The sequence below is a fragment of the Labrys okinawensis genome (assembly GCF_002982075.1).
Classification (GTDB): domain Bacteria; phylum Pseudomonadota; class Alphaproteobacteria; order Rhizobiales; family Labraceae; genus Labrys; species Labrys okinawensis_A.
In genome coordinates this window covers 138616-162999 of sequence record NZ_PUEJ01000002.1, presented here as the reverse complement: position 1 = coordinate 162999, position 24384 = coordinate 138616, and the positions used below count along the sequence as shown (strand labels likewise).

The 24384-nt window shown below is 64.8% G+C and carries 17 protein-coding genes; 7 read left to right on the top strand and 10 right to left on the bottom strand.

Annotation, left to right across the window (positions count from 1 at the left end):
• Both C5L14_RS04315 and C5L14_RS04310 read right to left on the bottom strand, forming a co-directional pair.
• Positions 1-864 carry an ABC transporter permease gene (locus C5L14_RS04315; RefSeq protein ID WP_105860826.1) on the bottom strand — a complete coding sequence of 288 codons (864 nt, stop codon included), beginning with the start codon at positions 862-864 and terminating at the stop codon, positions 1-3.
• A gap of 134 nt (positions 865-998) precedes the next feature.
• Positions 999-2084, bottom strand: a complete 1086-nt coding sequence (locus tag C5L14_RS04310; RefSeq protein WP_105860825.1) for a polyamine ABC transporter substrate-binding protein — start codon at positions 2082-2084, stop codon at positions 999-1001.
• A 108-nt stretch (positions 2085-2192) separates the two neighbouring features.
• Between C5L14_RS04310 and C5L14_RS04305 the strand changes: the two genes are divergently transcribed.
• Entirely contained in the window at positions 2193-2816 is a 624-nt protein-coding gene (locus C5L14_RS04305; protein WP_105860824.1) for a TetR/AcrR family transcriptional regulator, read from the top strand.
• Between the two features lie 141 nt (positions 2817-2957).
• Here the strand turns inward: C5L14_RS04305 and C5L14_RS04300 are convergent, their stop codons facing one another.
• Positions 2958-4256, bottom strand: a complete 1299-nt coding sequence (locus C5L14_RS04300) for a CynX/NimT family MFS transporter (protein ID WP_245443244.1) — start codon at positions 4254-4256, stop codon at positions 2958-2960.
• A gap of 239 nt (positions 4257-4495) precedes the next feature.
• Between C5L14_RS04300 and C5L14_RS04295 the strand changes: the two genes are divergently transcribed.
• Both C5L14_RS04295 and C5L14_RS04290 read left to right on the top strand, forming a co-directional pair.
• The gene (locus C5L14_RS04295) at positions 4496-6163 is read left to right on the top strand and encodes an amidohydrolase (RefSeq protein ID WP_105860822.1); all 1668 of its coding nucleotides are present in this window, start codon (positions 4496-4498) and stop codon (positions 6161-6163) included.
• Between the two features lie 94 nt (positions 6164-6257).
• Positions 6258-7598, top strand: a complete 1341-nt coding sequence (locus C5L14_RS04290; protein ID WP_146126831.1) for a hypothetical protein — start codon at positions 6258-6260, stop codon at positions 7596-7598.
• Positions 7599-7637: 39 nt separating this feature from the next.
• On the opposite strand, the gene C5L14_RS04285 is transcribed toward C5L14_RS04290, so the two are convergent.
• From C5L14_RS04285 to xdhA, 5 genes are all read right to left on the bottom strand, one after another.
• Positions 7638-7988: a hypothetical protein gene (locus C5L14_RS04285; protein ID WP_245443242.1), complete on the bottom strand. Its 351-nt coding sequence runs from the start codon at positions 7986-7988 to the stop codon at positions 7638-7640.
• 250 nt (positions 7989-8238) lie between these two features.
• Positions 8239-10182, bottom strand: coding sequence for a solute carrier family 23 protein (locus C5L14_RS04280; RefSeq protein WP_105860819.1), 1944 nt, complete (start codon positions 10180-10182; stop codon positions 8239-8241).
• A gap of 188 nt (positions 10183-10370) precedes the next feature.
• Positions 10371-11285: a xanthine dehydrogenase accessory protein XdhC gene (gene xdhC / locus C5L14_RS04275; RefSeq protein WP_105860818.1), complete on the bottom strand. Its 915-nt coding sequence runs from the start codon at positions 11283-11285 to the stop codon at positions 10371-10373.
• Positions 11278-13647, bottom strand: a complete 2370-nt coding sequence (xdhB, locus tag C5L14_RS04270; RefSeq protein WP_105860817.1) for a xanthine dehydrogenase molybdopterin binding subunit — start codon at positions 13645-13647, stop codon at positions 11278-11280. Before xdhB ends, xdhC begins: the two co-directional genes overlap by 8 nt.
• The gene (xdhA, locus tag C5L14_RS04265) at positions 13640-15124 is read right to left on the bottom strand and encodes a xanthine dehydrogenase small subunit (protein ID WP_428832599.1); all 1485 of its coding nucleotides are present in this window, start codon (positions 15122-15124) and stop codon (positions 13640-13642) included. Before xdhA ends, xdhB begins: the two co-directional genes overlap by 8 nt.
• Before the next feature lie 864 nt (positions 15125-15988).
• Here xdhA and guaD point away from each other — a divergent pair.
• Positions 15989-17314: a guanine deaminase gene (guaD, locus tag C5L14_RS04255; protein WP_105860815.1), complete on the top strand. Its 1326-nt coding sequence runs from the start codon at positions 15989-15991 to the stop codon at positions 17312-17314.
• A 335-nt stretch (positions 17315-17649) separates the two neighbouring features.
• Positions 17650-19107, top strand: coding sequence for an NCS1 family nucleobase:cation symporter-1 (locus C5L14_RS04250; protein ID WP_105860814.1), 1458 nt, complete (start codon positions 17650-17652; stop codon positions 19105-19107).
• Positions 19108-19325: 218 nt separating this feature from the next.
• Here the strand turns inward: C5L14_RS04250 and dctA are convergent, their stop codons facing one another.
• Together dctA and C5L14_RS04240 are read right to left on the bottom strand one after the other, a co-directional pair.
• A complete protein-coding gene (gene dctA, locus C5L14_RS04245) occupies positions 19326-20636 on the bottom strand; it encodes a C4-dicarboxylate transporter DctA (RefSeq protein ID WP_105860813.1) in 1311 nt (436 codons plus the stop codon).
• Positions 20637-20816: 180 nt separating this feature from the next.
• Positions 20817-21824 carry a carbon-nitrogen hydrolase family protein gene (locus C5L14_RS04240; RefSeq protein WP_105860812.1) on the bottom strand — a complete coding sequence of 336 codons (1008 nt, stop codon included), beginning with the start codon at positions 21822-21824 and terminating at the stop codon, positions 20817-20819.
• 260 nt (positions 21825-22084) lie between these two features.
• On the opposite strand from C5L14_RS04240, the gene C5L14_RS04235 reads away from it, so the two are divergent.
• Both C5L14_RS04235 and C5L14_RS04230 read left to right on the top strand, forming a co-directional pair.
• A complete protein-coding gene (locus tag C5L14_RS04235) occupies positions 22085-23020 on the top strand; it encodes an IS110 family transposase (protein WP_146126830.1) in 936 nt (311 codons plus the stop codon).
• A 400-nt stretch (positions 23021-23420) separates the two neighbouring features.
• A complete protein-coding gene (locus C5L14_RS04230) occupies positions 23421-24383 on the top strand; it encodes a hypothetical protein (protein WP_105860811.1) in 963 nt (320 codons plus the stop codon).
• The last annotated feature ends 1 nt before the right edge of the window (position 24384 follow it).

Sequence of the window (24384 nt, the reverse complement as noted above, 5' to 3'; positions counted from 1 at the left end):
TCAGGCCCTCTCGATCTTCAGCCAGCGCGCGCAGGCGACATAGGCCAGCGTCACCACCGCCATCAGCACGATCGACAGGGTGGCGGCCATGGGCAGATCCGCCCGGCGCCCAAGCTGCAGCATGATGATCTGCGGCAGCACCAGCTCATTGTTGCCGCCGAGGATCTGCGGGGTGACGTAGTCGCCGATGCAGAGCACGAAAGTGAGGAAAGCACCGGTCATGATGCCGGGCAAAGTGAGCGGTAGCACCACATGCCAGAAGGTCTGCAGGCCGTTGGCGCCAAGATCGGCCGCGGCCCGCCGATAGTTCGGGGAGAGCTGGATCAGATTGGCGTAGACGGTCAGCGTCAGCAGCATCACGAAGAAATGCACGAAGCCGATCACGGTGGCGGTGCGCGTCGAGGCGAGATCGAGCGGCTCGGCGATCACGCCGAGCGCCAGCAGGGCCTGGTTGATCACGCCGGCCTTGGAAAGCACCAGCAGCCAGGCGTAGGAGCGCACCACATAGGAGGTCCAGAACGGCAGCACGGCCAGGATGAGGGCGAGGCGCTGATAGCGCTTGGGCACGCGCTCGGCGATGATCCAGGCGAGGGGATAGGCGAGCAGCACGGAGAGCACGGTCACTATAGCCGTGATCTCCAGCGAATTGACCAGGCCCTTGAGCAGGGATTCCTTCTGGAAGAAGGCGAGGTAATTGTTCAGGTTCCAGCTCTGGATGATCTGGCCGCCCTGCAGCGACCACAGGCTCATCGCCGCCATGAAGGCGAAGGGGACGACGAAGAAGGCCAGCGTCCAGCCCAGCGCCGGCAGGACGAAGCCCCAGGCCTTGCGGCGCTCGGCCGCCTCGAGGCTGGATGCGGTCATGGTCGATCCCTTATCCCGGGTGCGCGGACGTCCCGTCCGCTCTTCCTATCCGCGAGCGTAGCGCTTCCAAGAGCGGCCGTCGCGACAATCGGCAAAGCCCATTGCGCGGCTACGTCCGCGCACCCGGAAAGAATTCACTGCTGCATCATGTCGGTCCAGGCATCCTGCATCTTCTTGTCGAGCTCGGCATTGGGCGCGGGATAGAGCTGGGCCTTGGCGAGATAGCCGGCCTGGTCGTTCCAGCGCAGCGCCGTCTTCTGGGCATCGGTCAGATGGTCGCCGGCCTTCTTGTTGGCGGGCATCGCCCAGTAGCAGGAGGAGGTGGCAAGGCGCGCCTGACCTTCCGGGCTGAGAATGTACTGCACGAATTTCAGGGCGAGGTCCTTGTGGGCGGAATCCTTCATCACCCCGATGGACTGCGCCCAGCGTACGGCACCCTGGTCCGGCACGGTCCAGTCGAGATTGGGCTTTTCGGCTGCGAGCGCGGCGGTGATCCATTCGCCGCCGCCGACCAGGATGTCGACTTCGCCGGTGGCGAGCGCGGTCTGCGAAGCGGTGACCTCGCTGACCTGCTTGGAAACCTTCTTCATGGCGGCAAGCTTGTCCTGGATGGCCGGCAGGTCGGCCTCCGACAACTCGGCCGTCTTCTTGCCGAGGCCGACCTGAACCAGGCCCATCACCGGCATGTAGTAGTCATAGATGGCGATACGGCCCTTATACTTGTCGGACCACATCACGCTGAGGTCCTTCATGTCCTTCGGGTCGACCTTGGTCTTGTCGTAGGAGATCGTGTTGTAGCCGAACTTCTCGGTGGCGGCGTAGATCTTGCCGTCCTTGCTGTTCTGCGCCTCCATGCGCACTTCCGGGAAGGTATCGGCGAGCGGCAGCGCATCGGCCGGCATTTCGGCGAGGAGGTTCTGGTCGACGGCCCGCTTGACGTCGATGGCGTCGATCACCAGCACGTCCCAGTCGCCCGGGCGGGACTGGGCGATGATGGAAAGGCCCGCACCGGTGCCCTCATAGGTCTTCAGGTTGACCTTGACGTTGTTGGCCTTCTCGAACGGCTCGATCAGGGCCGGATCGGTATGGTCGCACCAGACGAGGGCGTTGAGCTGGTCCTCGGCGCGGGCGGAAGCGGCGGCAGAGAGGCCGGCCGCGCCGGCGAGAACGGAGGCGAGGAGGAGACGGCGCGCGGGGGCGCGGCTTGCGGGCGATGTCATGGCATACCTCTGGCTGGCGGCACGTCTTGATGGTGCTCTAATAAAGAAATTGAGTGAGTTCATTTTTTAAGTCAATATCAATTTTAGAATACGTTCAGAGGATGCGGCATGGCGGGATTACGCGCAAAGCAGAAGGCGGACAGGAACCGGCGCATTCTCGAGGCCGCCACCCGCCTCTTCCGCGAAGGGGGCTATGACAGCGCCAGGATCGAGGATATCGCCGACCTCGCCGAGGTCTCGGTGGGCACGCTCTACAATTACTACCAGAACAAGGGCGACATCCTGCTCGCCGCCGTCACCATGGAGGTGGAGGAAGTGCTGGAGGCCGGCCGCCGGATCGTGGCCAATCCGCCGCCGACCGTGCAGGCGGCCCTGCAGGCCCTGATCGCGCAATATTACGATCATTCCCTGGTCTATCTCTCCAAGGAGATGTGGCGGGTCGCCATGGCGCTGTCGATCCAGCAGCCGGACAGCCCGTTCAGCCGACGTTACACCGAACTCGACCGGCGGCTCTGCGGGCAGGTTTCCAGCCTGGTGCTCACCCTGCAGAAGCGCGGCGCCGTGCGTGCGGATGTGGACGCGGCGGCGGTCGGGGAGATGTTCTTCAACAATCTCAACCTGATGTTCATCGAATTCGCCAAGGACGAGGCGATGCCGCTGGATGCGCTGAAAGCCCAGGTCGAACGGCAGAACCGGCCACTGTCGGGCTTGATCGCGAGCGGGCAGGCTTGAGTGCGACAGCCTTCCCTCCGTGGGGGAGAAGGTGCCCCGAAGGGGCGGATGAGGGGAGAAACTCGACTTCTACGAGGGATGCGCCAACACCCCTCATCCCCCTGCCGGGACCTTCTCCCGCAGGGGGAGAAGGACTTACACTCAGCTCTCGACCTGCAGCACCTTGTCCTGCCCGGCTTCCAGGGCGCTCCAGGCGGCGAGGAGGGCGAAGGCGATGAACAGCAGCGTCGGCGCGGCGAAGCTGCCGGTGATGCCGCGCAGCAGCCCGGCAAGCAGCGGGCCGAAGCCGGCGATGATGTAGCCGAAGCCCTGCGCCATGCCGGACAGGCGGGCGGCGACATGCGCATCGGGCGAGCGCAGGATGATCAGCGTCATCGCCACCGCGATCAGACCGCCCTGGCCCATGCCGCAGAGGATGGCGCCGATCCAGGCGAGCGACAAAGGCAGCCAATAGCAGGCGGCAAAGCCGACGGCGCCGCAGGCGAGCAGCGCAAGGCAGACCAGGCGCTGGTCCCGCCCGCGCATGGCCAAGGGCGGCGTCGCCAGGCAGGCCAGCATCTGCACCACCACGGAGCCGGACACCAGAAGCCCCGCACTGGTGCCTTCCATGCCGCGATCGCGCAGCATCGGCGCCATCCAGCCGAAGACGATATAGGCCATGGCCGATTGCAGGCCCATGAACAGCGTGACCTTCCAGGCGAGCCTGTCGCGGAACAACCCCTTGACTGCCGGCCTGGCGGACGCATGGTCGTGGCCCGCTCCGAGGGCTTGCGGCGCCCAGATCAGGGCGGCTGCGAATGCGGGCACGCCCCATAGGGCCAGCGCGGCAGGCCAGTTGCCCGACAGCGCCTTTTCGAGCGGCACGGTAAAGGCCGCGGCGGCGGCCGCGCTGCCGCACAGCGCCATGGTGTAGAGCCCCGTCATCAGGGCGATCCGCCTGGGGAAGTCGCGCTTGACCAGACCCGGCAGCAGCACGTTGATCATGGCGATGCCGGCGCCGGCCAGGAAGGAGCCAAGAAATAGGAAAGGAGCATTTCCAAATCCACGCAGACCGGTACCGAGCGCGATGACCAGCATGCAGGCCAGGATGACGCGCTCGGCCGAGAAGCGCCGCGCCAGATTGGGAGCCGGGAAGGAGAAGACGCCGAGGCAGACCACCGGCAGCGTGGTCAGCACGCTCGACCAGAATGCATTGAGGCCGGTGTCGCGCACGATCTCGGGAAGCACCGTCGACAGGCTGGAGAATACCGCCCTGAGATTGGCGGCAATCAGCACCAGGCTGACGCCGAGCAGGATGTGTGCCGCGATGCTCGTTCCGCCGGGCTCCGGCCCCTCCTCGACATCGATGAGAGGCTCTCCCGGCGACGGATGAAGCTCCTGATGAAGGTCCTGGGAGCCCGCAGAATGCCGGAGCTGATTCTCAAAGGATCTGTCGGTCAAATAATGTTCGATTCGAAATGGAGGAAAGTCAGGGGCAGCCGGGATCGGCAAGACGGCGCGAATGCTCTTACCAATAAAGGCATCCACCGGGGTGCTCAACCGGGCTGCGTCCCGATGGGTGCAGGGGAGACATGCGCCAAAACGCGGCAGGCGCGCGGCCCCTCGCCCGCTTGCCCGGCCTGCCGGAATAGGCTCTCTTGCCCGCCACATTTGCAACGGCGGAATTCCGGGGGGCGCGCATGCCGCAGGCCGATCTCATCATCCACAATGCCCGCATTCTCACCATGGATGAGGAGCGGCCGCGCGCGCAGGCCCTGGCGGTCGCCGGCAACCGGCTGCTCGCCGTGGGCAGCGACAGCGAGATCCTGGCCCTGGCGGAGGAAGGCACAAGGCGCATCGATGCCGGCGGCGGCACCGTGCTACCGGGCTTCAACGAGGCCCATATGCATATTTTCGGCGGCTCGGTTTCCCTGACCCAGCTTTCCCTGTTCGGGGTGAAGGGCTTCGAGGCCCTCAAGGAGGCGGTCACCGCCTATGCCGCCGCCAATCCCGATCTCGGCCTCCTCGTCGGCCTGTCGGCCGATTACACCATCCTGTCCGACACGGAGAAGGTCAGCCGCCACCATCTCGACGCCATCCTGCCGGACCGGCCCTTCCTGATGCTGGCGCCAGACCGCCACACCGCCTGGGCCAACACGGCCGCGCTGAAGGCGGCCGGCATCCTGGAGGGGCGTGACGTCGGGGTGGGCAACGAAATCGTCATGGGTAAGGACGGCCTGGCCACCGGCGAGCTCAAGGAAGCCAATGCCATCGATCCGGTGGCGGAAATGGGCATCACCGCCGGGCGCGACCATCTGGGCATCGGCACGGGCGGGGATCCCGACCATGTCACGCCGGAGGAGCGGGCGTCCGATCTCGCACTGATCCGCCGGGGCCTGGCCTATTGCGCCGAGCTCGGCCTCACCAGCGTGCAGGCCATGGACGGCAATCTCTACCAGCTCGAGATCCTGGAGGAGATCGAGCGCGAGCATGGCCTGCCGGTGCGCGTGCGCATGCCCTTCCACATGAAGAACTTCATGGATCTCGGCATGGTCGAGGCGAAGGCGGCAAGCTGGCGCCGGCGCTTCGACAGCGACAGGCTGCGCTGCGATTTCGTCAAGGTCTTCGTCGACGGCGTCACCGAATCCGGCACCGCCGTGATGGTGGACGACTACGCCGACCAGCCCGGCTGGAAGGGCGAGCCGCTGTTCACGGGCGAGCATTTTGCCCACGTCGCGGTCGAGGCCGACAGGCTTGGCCTGCAGGTCGCCGTGCATGCCATCGGCGACGGCGCCGTGCGCATCGTGCTCGACGGCTACGAAGCCGCCCGCAAGGCCAATGGGCCGCGCGACAGCCGGCATCGCATCGAGCATATCGAGGTGGTGCATCCCGACGATATCGGGCGGTTTGCCGAACTCGGCACGGTGGCCTCCATGCAGCCCACGCATCCGCCCGGTTCGGCAGGCCTGCCCCTGGAGCCCTATCTCAGCCGCATCGGGGAGGCGCGCTGGCCGCTCGCCTTCGCCTGGCGGACCCTGAAGGATGCCGGCGCCCGCATCGTCTTCGCCACGGACTGGCCGGTCTCGCCGCTGTCGCCGCTGGCCTGCATCCAGGACGCGATGACCCGCCAGCCCTGGAAGGACGGCATGCCCGACCAGCGCCTCAGCCTGGCGGAGACGCTCGCCGCCTACACCAGCGAAGGCGCCTGGGTGGAGTTCATGGAAGACCGCAAGGGCCGGCTCAAGCCCGGCTACCTCGCCGACATCGTCGTCCTTTCCGGCGATATCGAGGCGACGCCCGCAGCCGAGCTGGCGGCCCTGCGTCCGGTCGCGACGATCTGCGACGGCAGGATCACCCACCAGGCCTGAACACTTCACGCAGCCGTCACGAGCCTGATCGTTAATTGTCTCCCGGGCGGCCGCGCCGGAGGAGGCTGCCGGGTCTCGATGTCGGGGGCGCATGATGCCGGACCGCAAGAATGCCGTCATTCTCACGCACGGCATGGGCGAGCAGATGCCCATGGCGACGCTGCGGGGGTTCGTCAAAACCGTCTGGACCGACAATCCGGACATCCACGCGCGCCGTCCGTACGATCCGCCGGATACGGGAAATCCGGTCTGGTGGAAGCCGGATACCCGCAACGATTCCAACGAGCTCTATCGCATCACCACCCGTGCGGGCAGCGGTCAGTCGGGAGGCAGGGGGCCGCGCGTCGATTTCTTCGAGTTCTACTGGGCCGATCTCACGGCCAGCAACACCACGGCGCAAATCCGCGATTGGTTCATGTCGCTGTTGTTCCGCTCGCCGAGCCAGGTTCCCGCCGACGTCTGGGCGGTCTGGCTGCTGCTCTGGACCCTGACCCTCCTCGTGCTGGGCCTCGCCGGGCTGCAGGCCCTGGCTCAAATGCTGGATTGGAAGCTCGGGATAGGTGTCAACCTCGCGCTCGGGGTTATGACCTTCTTCGGCGCCTTGTTCCTGCGTGCCGTCGTGGCCACCTTCGGCGACGTGGCGCATTATGTCCGTGCCAAGCCCGCCAATATCCAGGCGCGCCGCGAGATCCGCAAGCGGGGGCTCGAGCTGCTGCGGACCTTGTCGAAGAGCGGCGAGTATGACCGCATCATCCTGGTGGGCCACAGCCTGGGCAGCATCATCGCCTATGACCTCATCCGCATTCTCTGGGCCGAGGAGATCGCGGCGCGGACATTCGCGCCGGGCAGCAAGGCGGCGGCCGCCTTGGCGGCGCTCAAGGTGACCGCGACGGGCCTCGATGCCGATCCCTCGAACCGTGAACGCCTCGACAAATACCAGAAGGAGCAGAACGCTCTCTTCCGCTGCCTGCGCGATGCCCAGGCCGATGTGAAACAAAGCTGGCTGATCTCCGATCTCGTCACCCTCGGCAGCCCGCTCACCCATGCCGAGTTCCTGATGGCCCGCGACGACAAGGTGCTGGCCGAGGACAAGGAGGCGCGGCGCCTGCCGACCTCGCCGCCGGCCGTCGAGGCCGACGGCGATTACGCCTATTCCGTGTCCAATCCGGCGGCGGCGATGCGGCTGCATCACGCCGCCCCGTTCGCGGCGGTGCGCTGGACCAATATCTACGACCCGGCCAAGGCTATCCTTCTCGGCGACATCATTTCGGGGCCGGTCCGCGAGAATTTCGGCAACGGTGTCCGGGATGTCTCCGTCACCATGGGCCGGCGATATCTCCGCCGTTTCTTCACCCATACCTGCTATTGGGAAAAGGACGGCGCCGAACAGAGCCTTGCGGCCCTCAGGCTGGCCCTGAAGCTCGACGAACGCTGAGCCGGCTCCTTCCAAGACCGGCCCAGCGCCTGCGAGGGATCAGGATTTCTTGGGCTTCTTGTCCGGCAAGGGCAGGCTTGCGGCCTTGGAGTTGGAAGCTTTGGCACCGGAAGCTTTGGGCTTGCGAGGCCTTTCTTCCGCTGTCTCTTCGGCCTCTTCCGCGCTGCTGTCGGCCAACCTATGCTTGATGGCCAAAGCATAAATCGTGTTCAGGACATTTCGATCAGTCAACGTCGGGTCGCTGAGGGCAAGGAAACCTGCCCTGGCGATCCGTTTGCTGTTGGCCTTCGAGACGCGCCCGACGATATACGTATAGAGAGCCTCGTCGGAGAGGCCAGACGTTGCTCCTTCGATCAAATATTCATAAATTTTCTTCTTGGTGTCACCCACGTGCCGGTCCTTCGATTGTGAATCGGGCAGACCATGCGTCATCGGGCTGTCACAAACAACCCTGCCGGGGCAGCCCCCCTGCAAGGCGAAGGTTACAAATGCAAAAGGCCCCGGGCAGGCGGTGCCGGGGGCCTTCTTCGCGGTCCACCTCATGGCGTTTTGCGACTAGACGGAGTCACCTGGAATCGCAAAGACGCGTCAGAACAAAGAGTTGGAACAAGGAAGCGCGCACGCTTGAACGTGCTTTGCTCTAGGCGAACCGCTCCTGCAATTGCACCAGATGGGAGGTCGCGATCGGATTGGCGTTGGCCACCAGCTTGTCGAAGCGGACATTGGCGATCTTGGCAATCTCGATCAGGCTGGAGGAGCGCTCGACTGTCGGCGAGTTGGCCATGCGCGACCAGCCGCTCGCCAGCACCCGCTCATAGCGCTCGACCTCATGCGCGCAGATGATCAGCGGGAAGCCGAAATGCTTGCGGTAGGCCCCGGCCAGCTTGTTGACCTCGGCCAGGTCCTCATTGTCGAGGCCGGCATCGGAATGGTCGAGCAGATAGACATTGCCGGCGTCGCCTTCGCTACCGAGATCGGCAAAGGAGTTCAGCAATTGCAGCTGTTCCTCGGCCGAACCGGTGAGCAGCGCGTCATGGAAGGCCGAACGCAGCGCGATGGTGTCGGCGAAGGGACGCAGCGCATAGGCCCGCTCCAGCACCCAGGGCGTGTTCTCGACCAGGCCGCCGAAGGTCTTGGCGAACTCGGCGCTGCTCATCTTGTTGACATCGGCCAGGGTGACCAGCGTGCCGCCGGGGCGACCGGCCACGGCGGGGCTGTGCACCTTGCCGACATGGTTGAAGATGATGTTCAGGGCGATGGCGGAGATGGCGCCCAGCGTGATGCCCGAACCGAAGATGATCTGGGCCCATTGCGGAAAGGCGTTGGCGACGAAGGGCTGCGCCGTCACCAGCATGCCGAGACCCACGCTGGTCGAGACGATCACGATGTTGTTGTGGTTGTTGAAATCGACCTTGCTGAGCGTCTGGATGCCCACCACGGCCACGGCCGCGAACATGGCGAGCGCCGCGCCGCCGAGCACCGGATGCGGTATGCCGGCGACGATGGCCGCGGCCTTGGGCAGCGAACCCAGGATGATCATGATCACGCCGGCGGCGACGATCACCCAGCGGCTCTTGACCTGGGTGAGACGCACCAGGCCGACATTCTCGGCAAAGCAGGTATAGGGGAAGGAATTGAGCACGCCGCCGATGAAGGTGGCGAGGCCGTCGGCGCGGATGGCGCGGCCGATATCCTCGGGGGCGATGCGCTTCTTGACGATCTCGCCGGTGGCGAAGACGTCGCCGGTGGTCTCGACCATGGTGATGATCATCACCACCATCATGGACAGGATCGCGGTGATCGAGAAGGTTGGCCAGCCGAAATAGAAGGGCGAGGTGTAGCCGACCCAGCCGGCATTGGCGACCTCGCCGAAATGCGCATCGCCGAGGGCCCAGGCCACCAGGGTGCCGGCGACCAGGCCGATCAGCACCGCCACCGTCTGCATGAAACCGGTGAACACGCGCTGGATGCCGACGATCAGCGCCAGCGTGCCGAAGGCGTAAGCGAGGTTCTTGAGCAGGACCGGGTCCTGCATCGCGTTCGGGCCCTTGCCCACCACGATATCGTTGGCTGCCACCGGCAACAGCGCCACACCGATGATGAGGATCACCGATCCCGTCACCACCGGCGGGAAGAAGCGGGTGAGCCTGGCGAAATGGGAGGCGACGGCGAAGGTGAACAGGCCGGCCACCAGCACCGAGCCATAGATGGAAAGCAGGCCTTCGGTGCCGCCGCCGGCGGCGAGGCCGATGGCGATCATCGGGCTCACGGCGGTGAAGGTCACGCCCTGCAGCAGGGGCAGCCGGACGCCGATATTGCCGATGCCGACCGCTTGGATGATGGAGGCGATGCCGCAGGTGAACAGATCGGCATTGATGAGGTGGATGAGCTGTTCGGGCGAGAGCTTGAGGGCGCTCGCCACGATGATCGGCACCAGCACCGCGCCGGCATAGAAGGCCAGCACGTGCTGGAAGCCGTAGGTCGCCAGTTTGGCGATCGGCAGGACCTCGTCGACGGGATGGACCCTTGAGGTCCCTTCCGAGGCGGTACTTGCCGACCCGTTGGTCTGTGTCAGCGTCGTCATTGAGACATCTCCCCTCCTGATCGTTACGATCGGCCGTCGCACCGGCCTGAGCGGAGTGTCGACGGCTATTTCAGTGCTGTGGCATGGGCGTGCAGAGGCGATCCTCGCCGCGAGCGGGAGAAGAGCGCCGGGTACTTCAGGGACATTCCAGGGACGGTTCTGGCCGGGGGCCGGTATGAAACCGGGTGTCAGCCGGTCGTGGTCGCGATGCCCGCCTTGGCCGAAGCCCAGGCGGGCCGTTGCAGCCTGGCCGCGCGCCGGGCGAAGCATCGCACCAGCTCGGCCGCCGTCAGGCTAGCAATGATTTCGGGGCGCTTGTCGTCGACATCGGCGCCGCCGATCGGGCAGGTCAATTCACCGAGCATGGCGAGGGTGCCGCTGTTGCGCAGGAACTGGCTTTCGAAACGCTTGCGCTTGGTCTTGGAGCCGATCATGCCGACATAGGCGGCGTCGCGGCGTTCCAGGGCCGCCTCGGTCAGGCGGTAGTCGAGCGCATGGCTGTGGGTGAGGATGATATAGGCGGCACCGGCGGGGGCGTCCGCGATGGCGTCGGCCGGATCCTCCAGATGGCGCACGCGGCAAGTGTCCGGCAGGCCGGCGAGCATCTCCGCGCGATCGTCCACCAGCGTCACGGCGAAGGGCAGCAGCGAAAGCATGCTCGCGAGCGCCCGGCCAGTATGGCCGAGCCCGAAGACCAGCACCGGCGGCCTGTCGTCCAGGAGCTTTGCCTCGCGATCGCCGAGCCAGGCGGCCAGCCTGGCGGTCACTGGCTCGAAGCGCAGGGTGACATGGCCGCCGCAGCACTGGCCCATCGTCGGGCCGAGCGGCAGGTCCATGCTCTGCGAGACCGGGCCGGCGCCATCCCTGCCCTCGGAGAGCCATCCTTCTTTGCCTTCGGCAATCATGGAGCGGGCCACGTCGATGGCATGGAACTCGAGATGGCCGCCGCCGATGGTGCCGGCAACCGCATCTGATGTCACCAGCATCAGCGCGTCGACGCCGCGCGGCGTCGAGCCCAGTGCCGCCGTGATCTCGACCAGGATGGCCTGGCGGCCATCGGCCTCGATCGTGGCGAGAAGCTTGCCGATCTCGAGATCAACCATGGCTTCCGTTCCTCTCCCGCACCCTGGCGCGCATCGCCTCGACCGCGAAGAGAACGCGCTCGGGCGTGGCGGGCGCATCGAGATCGGGGAAGATCTTGTAGTCGCCGATGCTGGCCACCGCGTCCGACAGGGCATGCAGGACGGAGATCGGCAGCACCAGTGGCGGCTCGCCCACGGCCTTGGAGCGGTGGATCGAGGGCATGTGGTTGGGCTTGTTGAGCAGCTCGATGTTGAAGATGCGCGGCCGGTCGGAGGCCACCGGGATCTTGTAGGTGGAGGGCGCGTGGGTGCGCAGGCGCCCCTTGTCGTCCCACCACAGCTCCTCGGTGGTCAGCCAGCCCATGCCCTGCACGAAGCCGCCCTCGATCTGGCCGATGTCGATGGCCGGATTCAGCGAGGAACCGACATCGTGCAGGATGTCGACGCGCTCGACCCGGTATTCGCCGGTGAGGGTGTCGATCGTGACCTCCGAGGCGGCGGCGCCGTAGGAATAATAGTAGAAGGCGCGGCCGCGCCCGGCCTTGCGGTCCCAATGGATGTCGGGGGTGCGATAGAAGCCGGAGGAGGAGAGCTGGATGCGGTTGCTGTAGACTTCCTTGACGAAGTCCGGCCACTCGATCTCGCGGTTGCCCACCCGCACGCGGCCGGGCAGGAACTCGACCTGGTCGGCGGGAACGCCGTGCTTTTCCACGGCATAGGCGATCATGCGCTCCTTGATGTTGTTGCAGGCATTCAGCGCCGCCATGCCGTTGAGATCGGTGCCGGAGGAGGCGGCCGTCGGCGAGGTGTTGGGCACCTTGGCGGTGGTGGTCGGCGTGATCTTGACCATGTCGAGATCGATCTGGAAGGCCTGCGCCACCACCTGGGCCACCTTGATGTAGAGGCCCTGGCCCATCTCGGTGCCGCCATGGTTCACGCTCACCGACCCGTCGGTATAGACGTTCACCAGGGCGCCGGCCTGGTTCTGCCAGCTATTGGTGAAGGAGATGCCGAACTTGACCGGGGTGAGCGCGATGCCGCGCCGGAAGGGGCCGCCGCGGGCATTCTCCCTGAGATTCTCGGCGCGTATTTCGGCGCGCCGGGCCTGGTAGTCGCTGGATTCCTCGAGCTTGGCGATGATCTCCGCCGAGAGGTCCGCCTCCACCGTCTGGTGATAGGGCGTGAGGTCGCGGCCGGGTCCGCCATAGAAGTTGAGCTTGCGGATTTCCAGAGGATCCTTGCCGGTGGCATAGGCCACTTCCTCGATCAGGCGTTCGGCGCCGACCACCCCCTGCGGTCCGCCGAACCCGCGAAAAGCGGTGTTGGAGACGGTGTGGGTGCGCCAGGGCTGGGCGTTGAGGCGCACGGCCGGATAGAAATAGGCGTTGTCGGCATGGAACAGCGCACGATCGGTCACCGGGCCGGAGAGGTCGGCCGAGAAGCCGCAGCGGGCGGCGAACAGGATGTCGACGGCCAGGATGTGGCCTTCGTCGTCGAAACCGACCTCATAGTCGATCACGAAATCGTGGCGTTTGCCGGTGGCGACCATGTCGTCGTCGCGGTCGGGCCTGAGCTTGACCGCCTGGCCGGTGCGCCGCGCCGCCAGGGCAGCGATGGCAGCGAAAATGTTGCCCTGGGTCTCCTTGCCGCCGAAGCCACCGCCCATGCGGCGAATCTCGCAGGTGATGGCGTTGCTCGGCACGCCGAGCACATGCGCCACCGCGTGCTGGATCTCGCTGGGATGCTGGGTGGAGGAATAGACGGTGACGTCGCCGTCCTCGCCCGGCACGGCAAGGGCGATGTGGCTTTCCAGATAGAAATGCTCCTGGCCGCCGAGATTCATCGAGCGCTTGATGCGCCGGGGGGCGGCGGCCATCGCCGCATCGAGATCGCCGCGGTTGAGGCTCATCGGCTCGGCGACGAAATCCTGGCCGTTCTTGCGGGCGGCGGCGATGTCGAGAACCGCCGGCAGCTCCTCATAGGTGATCCTGGCCTTGGCCGCGGCGAGGCGCGCCTCGTTGCGGGTGCGGGCGATCACGGCGAAGATCGGCTGTCCCCAGAACATCACCTTGCCCTCGGCAAAGACGGGGTCGTCGTGATGGTTGGAGGGGCTGATGTCGTTGACGCCGGGAATGTCGGCGGCCGTGAGCACCAGCTCGACGCCGGGGCTGTCCTTCACCGCCGAGAGGTCGATCTCCTTGATCAGGCCATGGGCGCAATGCGACAGGCCGAGGGCGGCGTGCAGCAGGCCGGCCGGTTCGGGCATGTCGTCGATATAGAGGGCCTCGCCGGCCACATGCTTGTGGCCGGAATCGTGGCGGGTGGATTGGTAGACGCCGCCGGTGACCTGATCGCGATTTGCAGCGAAGACGGGCTTATGCATGGGCGTCACTCCGGAGGATGCCGGCAACCCGGTGAACGGAACCGGTGGCCGTCTCGGCCTGGAAACGGCGGATCAGATTGGCGGCCACCGTCGAGCGGTAGCGCGCGCTGGCCCGCCAGTCGTCGAGGGGCTTGAAATCGCTGGCCAAAGCGAGGGCCGCGGCCTCGGCGGCCTGGGCGTCGAAGGCCCGGCCGGCAAGGGCCGCCTCCGCGGCGGCGGCGCGCTTGGGGGTGGCGGCCATGCCGCCGAAGGCCAGCACGGCGTTGGTGGTCAGCCCCGCCTCGTCCCGCTCGAGGCGGAAGGCGGCGCACACGGCCGAGATGTCCTCGTCGAAGCGCTTGGAGATCTTGGAGACGTGGAACAGCGTGCCCGGCCTGGGCTTGGGCACGATCAGGGCCTCGACGAAATCGCCCGGCTGGCGATCCTGCTTCTTATAGGCGATGAAGAACTGCTCCAGCGGCACGGTGCGCCGCTCGCTGCCTCGCCGGAGGATCACGCTGGCGCCGAGGGCGATCAGCACCGGCGGGGAATCGCCGATGGGCGAGCCATTGGCGACATTGCCGCCGATGGTGCCGGCATTGCGCACCTGCTCCGAGCCGAAGCGGCGGATGAGTTCGTCGATCTGCGGGTCGAGTCCGCCCAGCGCGGCGCGGGCGTCGCTGACCGAGACCAGGGCGCCGATGACCAAGTGGTCGCCCTTGTCCTCGATGCGATCGAGTTCGCCGATGCGGCCAAGGGCGATCACGGTGGCCGGACGCATCAGCATCTTGGTGATCCACAGGCCGACATCGGTGGCGCCGGCAACCAGGGTGGCATCGGGATGAGCGGCCGTGAGTTCGGCGAACTGATCGGCGGTGGCGGGGGCGAACAGCCTGCGGCCGCCTTCGGAAATCTCGATGACCTCCCGGTCGGCGAGGCCGGCCAGCTTTCGGGCGACCTCGGCGCGGCCGACATTGAGGGAATCGGCACTGGAGGCCTCGATCTCATAGGCCCGGTCGAGCGCCGAGATGATCGGGCCATAGCCGGTGCAGCGGCACAGATTGCCGGCGAGGGCTTCTTCGATGCGCTCGCGCGAGGGGGCCTGCGCGGCGCCGAGCCACAGCGCGGTCAGGGACATCACGATGCCGGGCGTGCAGAAGCCGCATTGCGAGCCGTGCAGCTCCACCATGGCCTGCTGGACCGGATGCAGGCCGCCGCTGGCCTTCTTCAGATGCTCGACGGTGACGATGTGGCAGGCATCGAGGGTGGCCACGAAGCGGATACAGGCATTGATGGCTTCATAGCGCAGCTCGCGATTACGCAGCCGGCCGATCAGCACCGTGCAGGCGCCGCAATCGCCCTCGGCGCAGCCTTCCTTGGTGCCGACGAGCCGGCGCTCGTTGCGCAGCCAATCCAGCAGCGTCAGCGTAGGGTCGAAGCCCTCCAGCGAGAACTCGCGATCGTTGAGTAGGAATCTTACGGTTCGGCGCATGATCATCCGTGTGGTTTGGCGAGGTCTTTTGGCCGGCTTTCCGGCTTTCCGGCCCTGCAGCATAGTCGATGAAGGCACTGAAGCGAGCCAGGCGAATTGCCCGATCCCGAACATATCACTGCATGCCCGACGACTGGCGATCCGAGAACGGATGCACGGCGGCGAGCATGCCAAGTGGCTGGAACCGGGACTGGAGCCCGGCCGATCTCGAGCGAGATCGGAATCTGATCGGAGGGGTCGATCCGGCCTCCCTGCGCCGGTAATTTCCTCCCAAGGTCTCCTCGTCGGGCTCGCTTCGGAACAAGGCATGTTCGGCTTGAACGCCTGCCTGCACCAATTGTTGCTTCCAGGCCAATCCGGAGGACTGGCCGGGGCGCCCTTGCGCTTCATGCCGATGCCGGCAGGCCGCAAGGTGCTTGAGCCTCTTTGTAGCACTTATAATTTCCCGACGGGCCTTGCAGCGGTAGACGGGCGTCATATGAAGGACTTCCCAATAAAATGTGACAATCGCCCGGCCAAGATATGGTTATGATGTCTCGCACGATCGGTGGGCTAGGCCATGGATCTTGACGCAGTTGCAGGACCGACGCTCATGCTCGCATTGAAGACTCAGCGTCTTCACCCGAGCAAAGCGCGTTCACGCCTGGGCGCTCATTTGTGCCGACGCCTTGTTTCGAGGCGTTTTGCGATTCCGGCCGACCCGTTGATCGCAAGGCGCCTTAGAGCATTTTCCAGAAAAGTTGACAGACTTTTCGACAAAGAAAATGCGTGAAAAACAATAGGTTAGAGAGAAGGGGCGGTTAGGGTGAACCGCATTTTGCTCTGATCGGGCGCCCTGCGCGCCAGCCAGAAGGAAGCGACGTTGTGACGATGAAGGATATCTCGCGGGCGGATACGGCCCTGCGCGGCCGCCTGCTCTGGTTCGTGGAGCGCCCCGAGGAGCATGGTGCGGGTGCCGTGCGCTATATCGAGGACGGCCTGCTGGTCCTGGCCGGCGGCAGGATCCTGGCAGTCGGCGAGACATCCGCTCTGCGCCCGGCCCTTCCCGCCGGCGCCGTGATCCACGATCATTCGGGCCGGCTGATCACGCCGGGCTTCATCGATCCCCATATCCATCTGCCGCAGACCCAGGTGGTGGCCTCCTGGGCCGCCCAGCTGCTCGACTGGCTCAACACCTATACCTTCGTCGAGGAGCAGAAATATGGAGATCCGGCGCATGCCGCGCGCGGCGCCGCCTTCTTCTTCGACGAGCTGCTCTCCAACGGCACCACCACGGCTGTCGCCTTCTGCTCGGTGCATTCGGCCTCGGCCGAGGCTTTTTTTGCCGAGTCCGAGCGCCGCAACACCCGCATGGCCGCCGGCAAGGTGATGATGGATCGCTACGCGCCCGACGCGCTCACCGACACCCCCCAGTCCGGCTACGATGACAGCAAGGCCCTGATCGGGCGGTGGCACGGCCGGGGCCGGCAGCTCTATGCCATCGCGCCGCGCTTTGCCATCACCTCCACCCCCGAGCAGCTCGAAGCCGCGGCGGCCCTGTCGCGCGAACATCCCGACTGCCTGGTCGAGACCCATATCTCGGAAAATCTGGAAGAGGTCGCCACCGCCAAGCGGCTCTATCCCGAATGCGCCGACTATACCGCGATCTACGAGAAATACGGGCTGTTCGGCCGCAAGTCGCTGATGGGGCACTCGATCCATCTGTCCGAGAGCGAACGCCAGCGCTATGCGGATGCCGATGCGGTGGCCGTGTTCTGCCCGACCTCCAATCTCTTCCTGGGCTCCGGCCTGTTCGATTGGAAGGCGATGCGCGAGCCCAGGCGGCCGGTGCGCATCGGCGTCGCCACCGATATTGGCGGCGGCACGTCCTATTCCATGCTGCAGACCATGAACGAGGCCTACAAGGTGCTGCAATTGCAGGGCCAGCGTCTGGATTCGCTGGCGCTGTTCCATGCGATGACGCGCGGCAATGCCATCGCCATCGGCCTCGATCACCTGATCGGCAGTTTCGAGCCGGGCCATGAATGCGATGCCGTCGTGCTCGACGCCAGGGCGACTCCCGCCATGGCGCACCGCATGGAGACGGTGACCACCCTGCCCGAAGAACTTTTCATCCTGATCACCATGGGCGACGACCGTGCGGTCGAAGAGACCTATGTGATGGGCGAGCCGAAGAAGCCGCGCAAGCGCGGCTGAGACAGCATCCGCCCTGAATCCGCCCACCGTCGCGGATCGGCGACGGTGGGTTTTTTATTGCCGGCCTGCCACGGCCATGGGCGTGCCTGTGGTCCGCGATTGGGCAGCCTGCCTCCGGTTCGAGCAGTATTGGCCGGGGCGGCAATCGAGAATGCTCAGTACAGGCAAAATATCGGTTCTTATTGTTCTTATCTTGATTGACTTGCCCCCTGCGAAAGCCCTGACTGCGATATGCAGGATCAAGATTCGATCCGGCAATGACGAATGGAATCGCCGCCGGACATTACCAAACGTCATGCGATAACCTCCGGCAGGCAGGGGCAGGAGAGTTGGCAATGGAGATCAAAGGGGCATCGCCCGACCTCTACAACGAGGATCTGGCGCCGGCGAAAGTCCGCAATTGGGGACCGTTCAGCATCTTCAACGTCTGGACGTCCGACGTGCACAGCCTGTGGGGCTATTATCTCGCCGCCAGCCTGTTCCTGTTCTGTGGCGGCTTCGTCAATTTCATCGTGGCCATCGGCATCGGCTCGCTGGTCATCTACGCGCTGATGAACCTGATGGGCTATGCCGGCGTGAAAACCGGCGTGCCCTATCCCGTGCTGGCGCGCGCCTCTTTCGGCATCTGGGGCGCAAATCTGCCAGCCCTGGTGCGGGCCATCGTGGCCTGTTTCTGGTATGGCGCCCAGACGGCTGCCGCCTCCGGCGCCATCGTCGCGCTGCTGATCCGTTCGGAGAGCTTCGCCCAGTTCCATCGCGACGTGCATTTCCTCGGCCATTCCGGGCTCGAAGTGATCTGCTTCGTGGTGATCTGGGCCCTGCAGCTGCTGATCATCCAGAAGGGCATGGAAACCGTGCGCCGCTTCCAGGATTGGGCGGGGCCTGCGGTATGGGTGATGATGCTGATCCTGGCGATCTATCTATGCGTCAAATCCGGCAGCTTCGCCTTTTCCAGCGATATTCCGCTCGATGTCCTCCTGGAGAAGACCAAGGATGCCGGCGTGCCCGGCACGCCCGGATCCTGGACCTCGCTGTTCGCGGTCGCCGCGATCTGGGTGACCTATTTCTCGGCGCTTTACCTGAATTTCTGCGATTTCAGCCGCTATGCGCCCGACAAGGCGGCCGTGCGCACCGGCAATCTCTGGGGCCTGCCGGTCAATCTGGTGCTGTTTTCCATGGTGGCCGGCGTCACCACCATCGCGGCCTATGACGTCTATGGCGAGGTGCTGCTGCATCCCGACCAGATCTCGGCGAAGTTCGACAGCTGGTTCCTGGCGCTCCTGGCGGCGCTGACCTTCGCGGTGGCGACGCTGGGCATCAATGTCGTGGCCAATTTCGTCTCGCCGGCCTTCGATTTCGCGAATGTCTTTCCGCGCGCCATCGACTTCAAGAAGGGGGGCTATATCGCGGCCCTGATCGCCCTGGTGCTCTATCCCTTCGCGCCCTGGGAAGGCAGCGCCGCCAGCTTCGTCGGCGTCATCGGCTCCACCATGGGGCCGATCCTCGGGGTGATGCTGGTCGACTATTATCTCATCCGCAGGGGCGAGATCGACGTCGAGGCACTCTACCGCGAGGATGGCGAATTCCGCTTCCAGGGCGGCTGGCATGTCAACGCCCTGATCGCGGCCGGCATCGGCGCGCTGTTCTCCTCCATATTGCCCAACCTGACCAACTGGCTTCCGGCCTGGTGGGGCATCTATGGCTGGTTCTTCGGCGTCGCCATTGCGGGCGTCATCTACTACGCCCTGCGCTCCCTGGCGCCGGGCGTGAAAGTCTCGGGCGCGAAGGCCTAGAGCAAAGCGCGTTCAAGCGTGAACGCTTATTTGCTCTATCTCTTTGTTTCGACGCGTCTTTGCGATTCTTGGATGACTCCGTCTAATCGCAAAACGCCATAGGAAGCACCCGGGCGAGGGAGATGCGCGGTTGCCGCTCCCTCGTTCGGCAAGAGGCAGGTTCGATGTCGCCATATCCGGGCCGGGGTGGCGGGAGTGGCCTTCCCATTCCGTCCGCCTCAATCCGCCATGTCGCCGCTCTCGCCGAGCACCTTGGCGGCCCTCGGCCGGTCGAGATCGCCTTCCCAGGCGGCAATGACCACGGTGGCGACGCAGTTTCCGACGAGGTTGCCGACGGCGCGGGCCATGCCGATGAACCAGTCGACCGAGAGGACGAGCACCAGGCCGATGGCGGGGATGGAGGGGATCGTGTTGAGGGTGGCCGCCAGGATCACGATGGCCGAGCCCGGCACGCCATGGGCCCCTTTCGAGGTGAGCAGCGAGACCCCCAGCACCAGAAGCAGGTCCCCGAGCGACAGCGGCGTGTTGGTGGCCTGGGCGATGAAGACCACGGCCAGCGTGAGATAGATCGAGAAGGCATCGAGGTTGAAGGAATAGCCGGTGGGAATGACCAGGCCGACCACCGATTTGCGTACGCCCAGATGCTCCAGCTTGCGCATCACCTGCGGCAATACGGCGTCCGAAGAGGCGGTCGCCAGGACGATGGCGAGTTCTGCGCGCAGATAGGCCAGGAACCGGAAGATGTTCATGCCGGCCGCCGCCATGATGCCGCCCAGCACGACGATGACGAAGGCGGCGACGGCGGCATAATACAGGGCGACCAGCGAGACGAGCTGCTGCAGCGATCCCACGCCGTATTTGCCGACCGTGTAGGCCACGGCACCGAGGACGCCCAGGGGCGCGAGACGCACGATGAGCGACATGGTCTTGAACAGGATCGTCGCCACGGCATCCACGAAGGAGGAGATCCTTTCCGCCTTCTCGCCGCCCACCAGGGCGAGGCTGGTGCCGAAAAGGATGGCGAAGAACAGGACCTGCAGCACGTCGTTGCGCGCGAGGGCGTCGATCGAGGTGGTCGGGATGATATTGAGAATGAAGCTGCCGACACCCGCGCCCTGCAGCTTGTGCGCATTGTCGGCATAGCTGCCCATGGCGCCGGCATCGAGCTTGGAGGCGTCGACATTCATGCCGTGGCCGGGACCGGCGAGCAGAGCCAGCAGCAGGCCGAGGGCGAGGGCCACCGTTGTCACCACCTCGAAATAGATCAGCGCCTTGACGCCGACGCGCCCGACCTTGCGCAGATCCCCGACGCCGGCGATGCCGTTCACCACCACGCAGAAGACGATCGGAGCCACGATCATCGAAATGAGCTTGAGGAAGCCGTCGCTCAGGACCTTCAGCTGGGCAGAGAAGCCCGGCGCTGCCATGCCGAGCACGACCCCGAGCGCAAGGGCCAGGAGGACCTGCAGGAAGAGGGAATAGATCAGTGGTTTCCGGCCGGCCGGGGCCGTAATCGCATCTACAGTCATCGGAATGTTCCTGTCCGTAGGCTGCGGTCGGTTGCCGCGACCCACACATGTTGCGCCTGGGGTGAGCCGAGCCCACCCCGCGTCGCCGACGCGCGCGTCGGGCTCGCTCGGGAAACTCAAGCAAGGAGCATGCCAATCGACGTTAACCGGAGATGGCGGGCCTGTTGCCACGCCTGCCGATTAAAACGAGTTGCGAGCGTCGCTCCGAGGATCGCCGTCTATCTTCTGCGCCTCGTAAAGATCGGAACGGGCGGTTCGTCGCCATGGTCGCGCGGGATGCTTGCGATCGACGGAGATGTCTGTGACGATGAGGGCCGGCGCGCCGTCTGCCGGGCATTGCGCTTTCCATCGGCCATCCGGCGCGGCTATTCCAGCGGGGATGGCCACGCTCTGCGGCGCATGGGCAGCGTAACTGACCCAATAGGTATTGCTGGCGGCATGTCCCAAGGCCTCTGCCGCGAAGGGCGGCGCGGCCGACGGGATCTCTCCCGTCGTCGAGAACAGGACGCAATCGACATCAAGCCGCTCATATTCGGTGAATATTTCCGGGTAATGCGCCTCCATGCCGAGGGCGCAGCCAAAACGCAGATGCTCGACTTCGAATGTCACCGGGCCCTTGCCCGGTGAATACATGAAGGAGATCTTGGTGTTGGAGAGCATGCGCTCGTCATAACGGGTTACGAGTTCTCCGCGATCGGAGACGACATACAGGCTGTTGTGCGGCCGGTGCGGCGGCGTAAGGCGATGGACCGATCCGAACACCGCCCACAACCCGAGCTCCCGCGCGAGCCTGCCGATCTCCTCGAGTTCTTCACCCAGGACCGCCCAGTCGAATCGGGTCCAGTCGGAAGGGCCGATATTCTCCGGGCCGCTCTGGGACATGATCCGCTTGTTGGGGGAGCAGGTTGCGCCCTCCGGGAAATGGATGAGTCGCGCGCCTTCCTTGTCGGCCTCTCGCATCAGGCGTCGTATTTCCACGCCACTACTGCGAAGCGCGGTACCATCGCGGGGATCGCTGAAGAGCGAGGTCTGCGCGACCGCCAGCCGCAACGATTGCGTGTCGGTATGGTTCGGCGACGTATCATGTCCCGATGCTTGGCGAATATGTCTGAGAGCGGCGGTATAGGACTCGCCCGTTTTGGGTGCGCGCGCACGGACACGGCGCTTGAAATTGCCATTCTGCGTCATTGTCGGGCCTTTCACGTCCCGGACGCAAGTTCCCCAGCAACCACGCCCGAAACGATCGGACCACAATAACGACCCGAGACGGGAGTCCCTTTGCCTCCTGTGTAGTTGGAATGTGTCAGGATGGGTGCGGGCGAGAGACCGTGTGCACCCCGGCCCGTTAAGGCCGTTTTCCGGCTTGGTCCTCGCCCGCGTTCGAGTACCCAACCTGAACAGTTGATCGAGGCCGCACCACCGGACCTCGTAGCACAGGGATAGGCGCGATGATCATACACCCTGGCTTCATCGGGATCGATGTCTCCAAACACCATCTCGACATTTTCAATGCCACCACCCAGCATGTCGAGCGCATCGACAACACCCCACAGGCGATCACCTCGACTTTCGAGCGCTTGCGAGCCGATCCAATCAAGCTCGTCGCCTTCGAAGCGACCGGGCCTTATGATGGGCCGTTGCGTACGGCTCTGGCCAGCCTGCAACTGTCCCTTGTCCGCATCAATCCGGCCCGTGCCCGCGACTTTGCCAAGTCCATCGGCCTGCTGGCCAAGACCGACGCCATCGACGCCCGCATGCTCGCCGCCATGGCCCAGTGCCTCAACCTGCAAGCCGACCCTGCCGATGATCCCCACCGCCAGCAACTGGCCTTGCTGCACAAGCGCCGCGACCAGTTCGTCGCCACCCGCAAGCAGGAACTGACGCGCCTGGCTCAAGCCGACATGGCCCAGATCCGCGACAGCCTCCTGGACCATCTCGCCTGGCTGGAGGCCGCCATTGCCAGCCTCGACCAGCATATCACTCGCCTCATTGCCCGCCATGACAGCCTTGAGCAAAGGCGCCAACTCATGTGCTCCACTCCAGGCATCGGCAAGGTCATTTCCACGACCCTGCTGGCTCTCCTGCCCGAACTTGGCCAACGCTCGCCCAAGACCATCGCCGCCTTGGCAGGCCTGGCTCCCTTCAATCGCGATAGCGGCCTCATGCGCGGCACACGCAAAGTCATCGGCGGCAGACGACGCGTGCGCCAGGCCCTCTACATGGCTGCTGTTTCAGCCAGCCGATCCAAATCCAACTTCGCCCAAACTTATCGCGCACTGCGACAAGCCGGAAAGCCGCCCAAACTGGCTCTCATCGCCTTGGCCCGAAAGATCCTCATCACTCTCAATGCAATCTTGCGCGATCAGGCCCCGTTCAAGGCCTGACACTCGCTCAACTACAGTTGCCGGTTAAGGCCATGCTGGGGAAGGCCTTGGGAGGTTGGGCGTCGGTCACGCCAACCTTGAAGATGTCGGTCCGGCAGCAATTCGTCAAGCCGCGGACGGAGTCAAACATGTGACTGTATCCCTCAGTCCAGCCTGTCTGATGTGCTGTTGAGCGCGAAGACCGCCGCAGTGCGTTTGCGTCTGTTTTAATAGCGATACTAGGGGGGCTTCTTTCTAATAATAGTGCTCCCTACGCGATGTCGATTGTATGAAATTTGTCTTAAGAGGTACTTTAATACCAGATGGGATTTTATATAACTGTCAAATAATACTTCTTGAGAGACATCAAGGCGTCCATATAGACTGTTTCATATACTTCACAGGTCATTCGGGGTGGCCAATGAACTGGAACGGCGCTTTTCCCTTCGACAGCCATGACATGTCGGTGCTGTACACGATGGAGGTTGCCCGGCATGAGGAGCAGCTCAAGCGCGACGCCAGGACTGCGGCGGCCAATGCGGCGCTCGATATCTATGCCGGCATCGACGGCACGGGCTCCTATTCGGACCGGGCCTATGAGGCGGAATTCCAGAACAGTTTTGTGCAGCGCTTGTACCGGAGCTGGGGCAACGAGGCACGATATTACCGGCGGGGCCCGGGCTTTGATGGCGCCTCGACGCCGGCCCTGGGTATCGGCGCCTATCGTTCCGTGCGGGAGCGCTATCGGCACAAGGCGTCGGCACCCAAGCGTGTCTTCCTGGCCGGCTATAGCCGTGGCGGCGCGGCCGTGGTCTATGCCGCTTTTCTGCTCGGGCTGGAGGGCATTCCCGTCGACGGCCTGTTCCTGTTCGATGCGGTCGACAGGCAGCCCTTCAATTCGCCGCTCTTCATTCCGCCCAATGTCCGGGTGTGCTTCCATGCCCGCCGGGATCCGAAGACGGCGTCACGGACCCTGTTCGGCAGCTATGCGACCCGGCGCATGCCGGGCGCCTCCACCATCTACAAGCAGCAATATTTCTTCTGCACCCATGGCGGCATGGGTGGCACGCCTTGGGGTGTCGCCGATCCCGACGGCATGATCAACGAATCCAACGACTATCTGCCGCCCGGCGCCGGCAGTGCGCGGCGTCCTTCCCCTTCGTTGGCGGAACGTCTGGCCGGTGACCGGACGACCCGCGAAATCCTGAAATATACCGCGCCGGGAGCCTATGGCGCCCTGGAAGCCTACGACGCCTACAAATATCACAGCCGGACGAGGGTCACTCTGGCGCAGGAACAGGCCGAGTCGGCAAGGGTGTGGATTTGGATGTCGACGGCCCTGAAGGTCCTGCGCCGGGACCTGGCCGCCATTCCCGTTTCCTGAC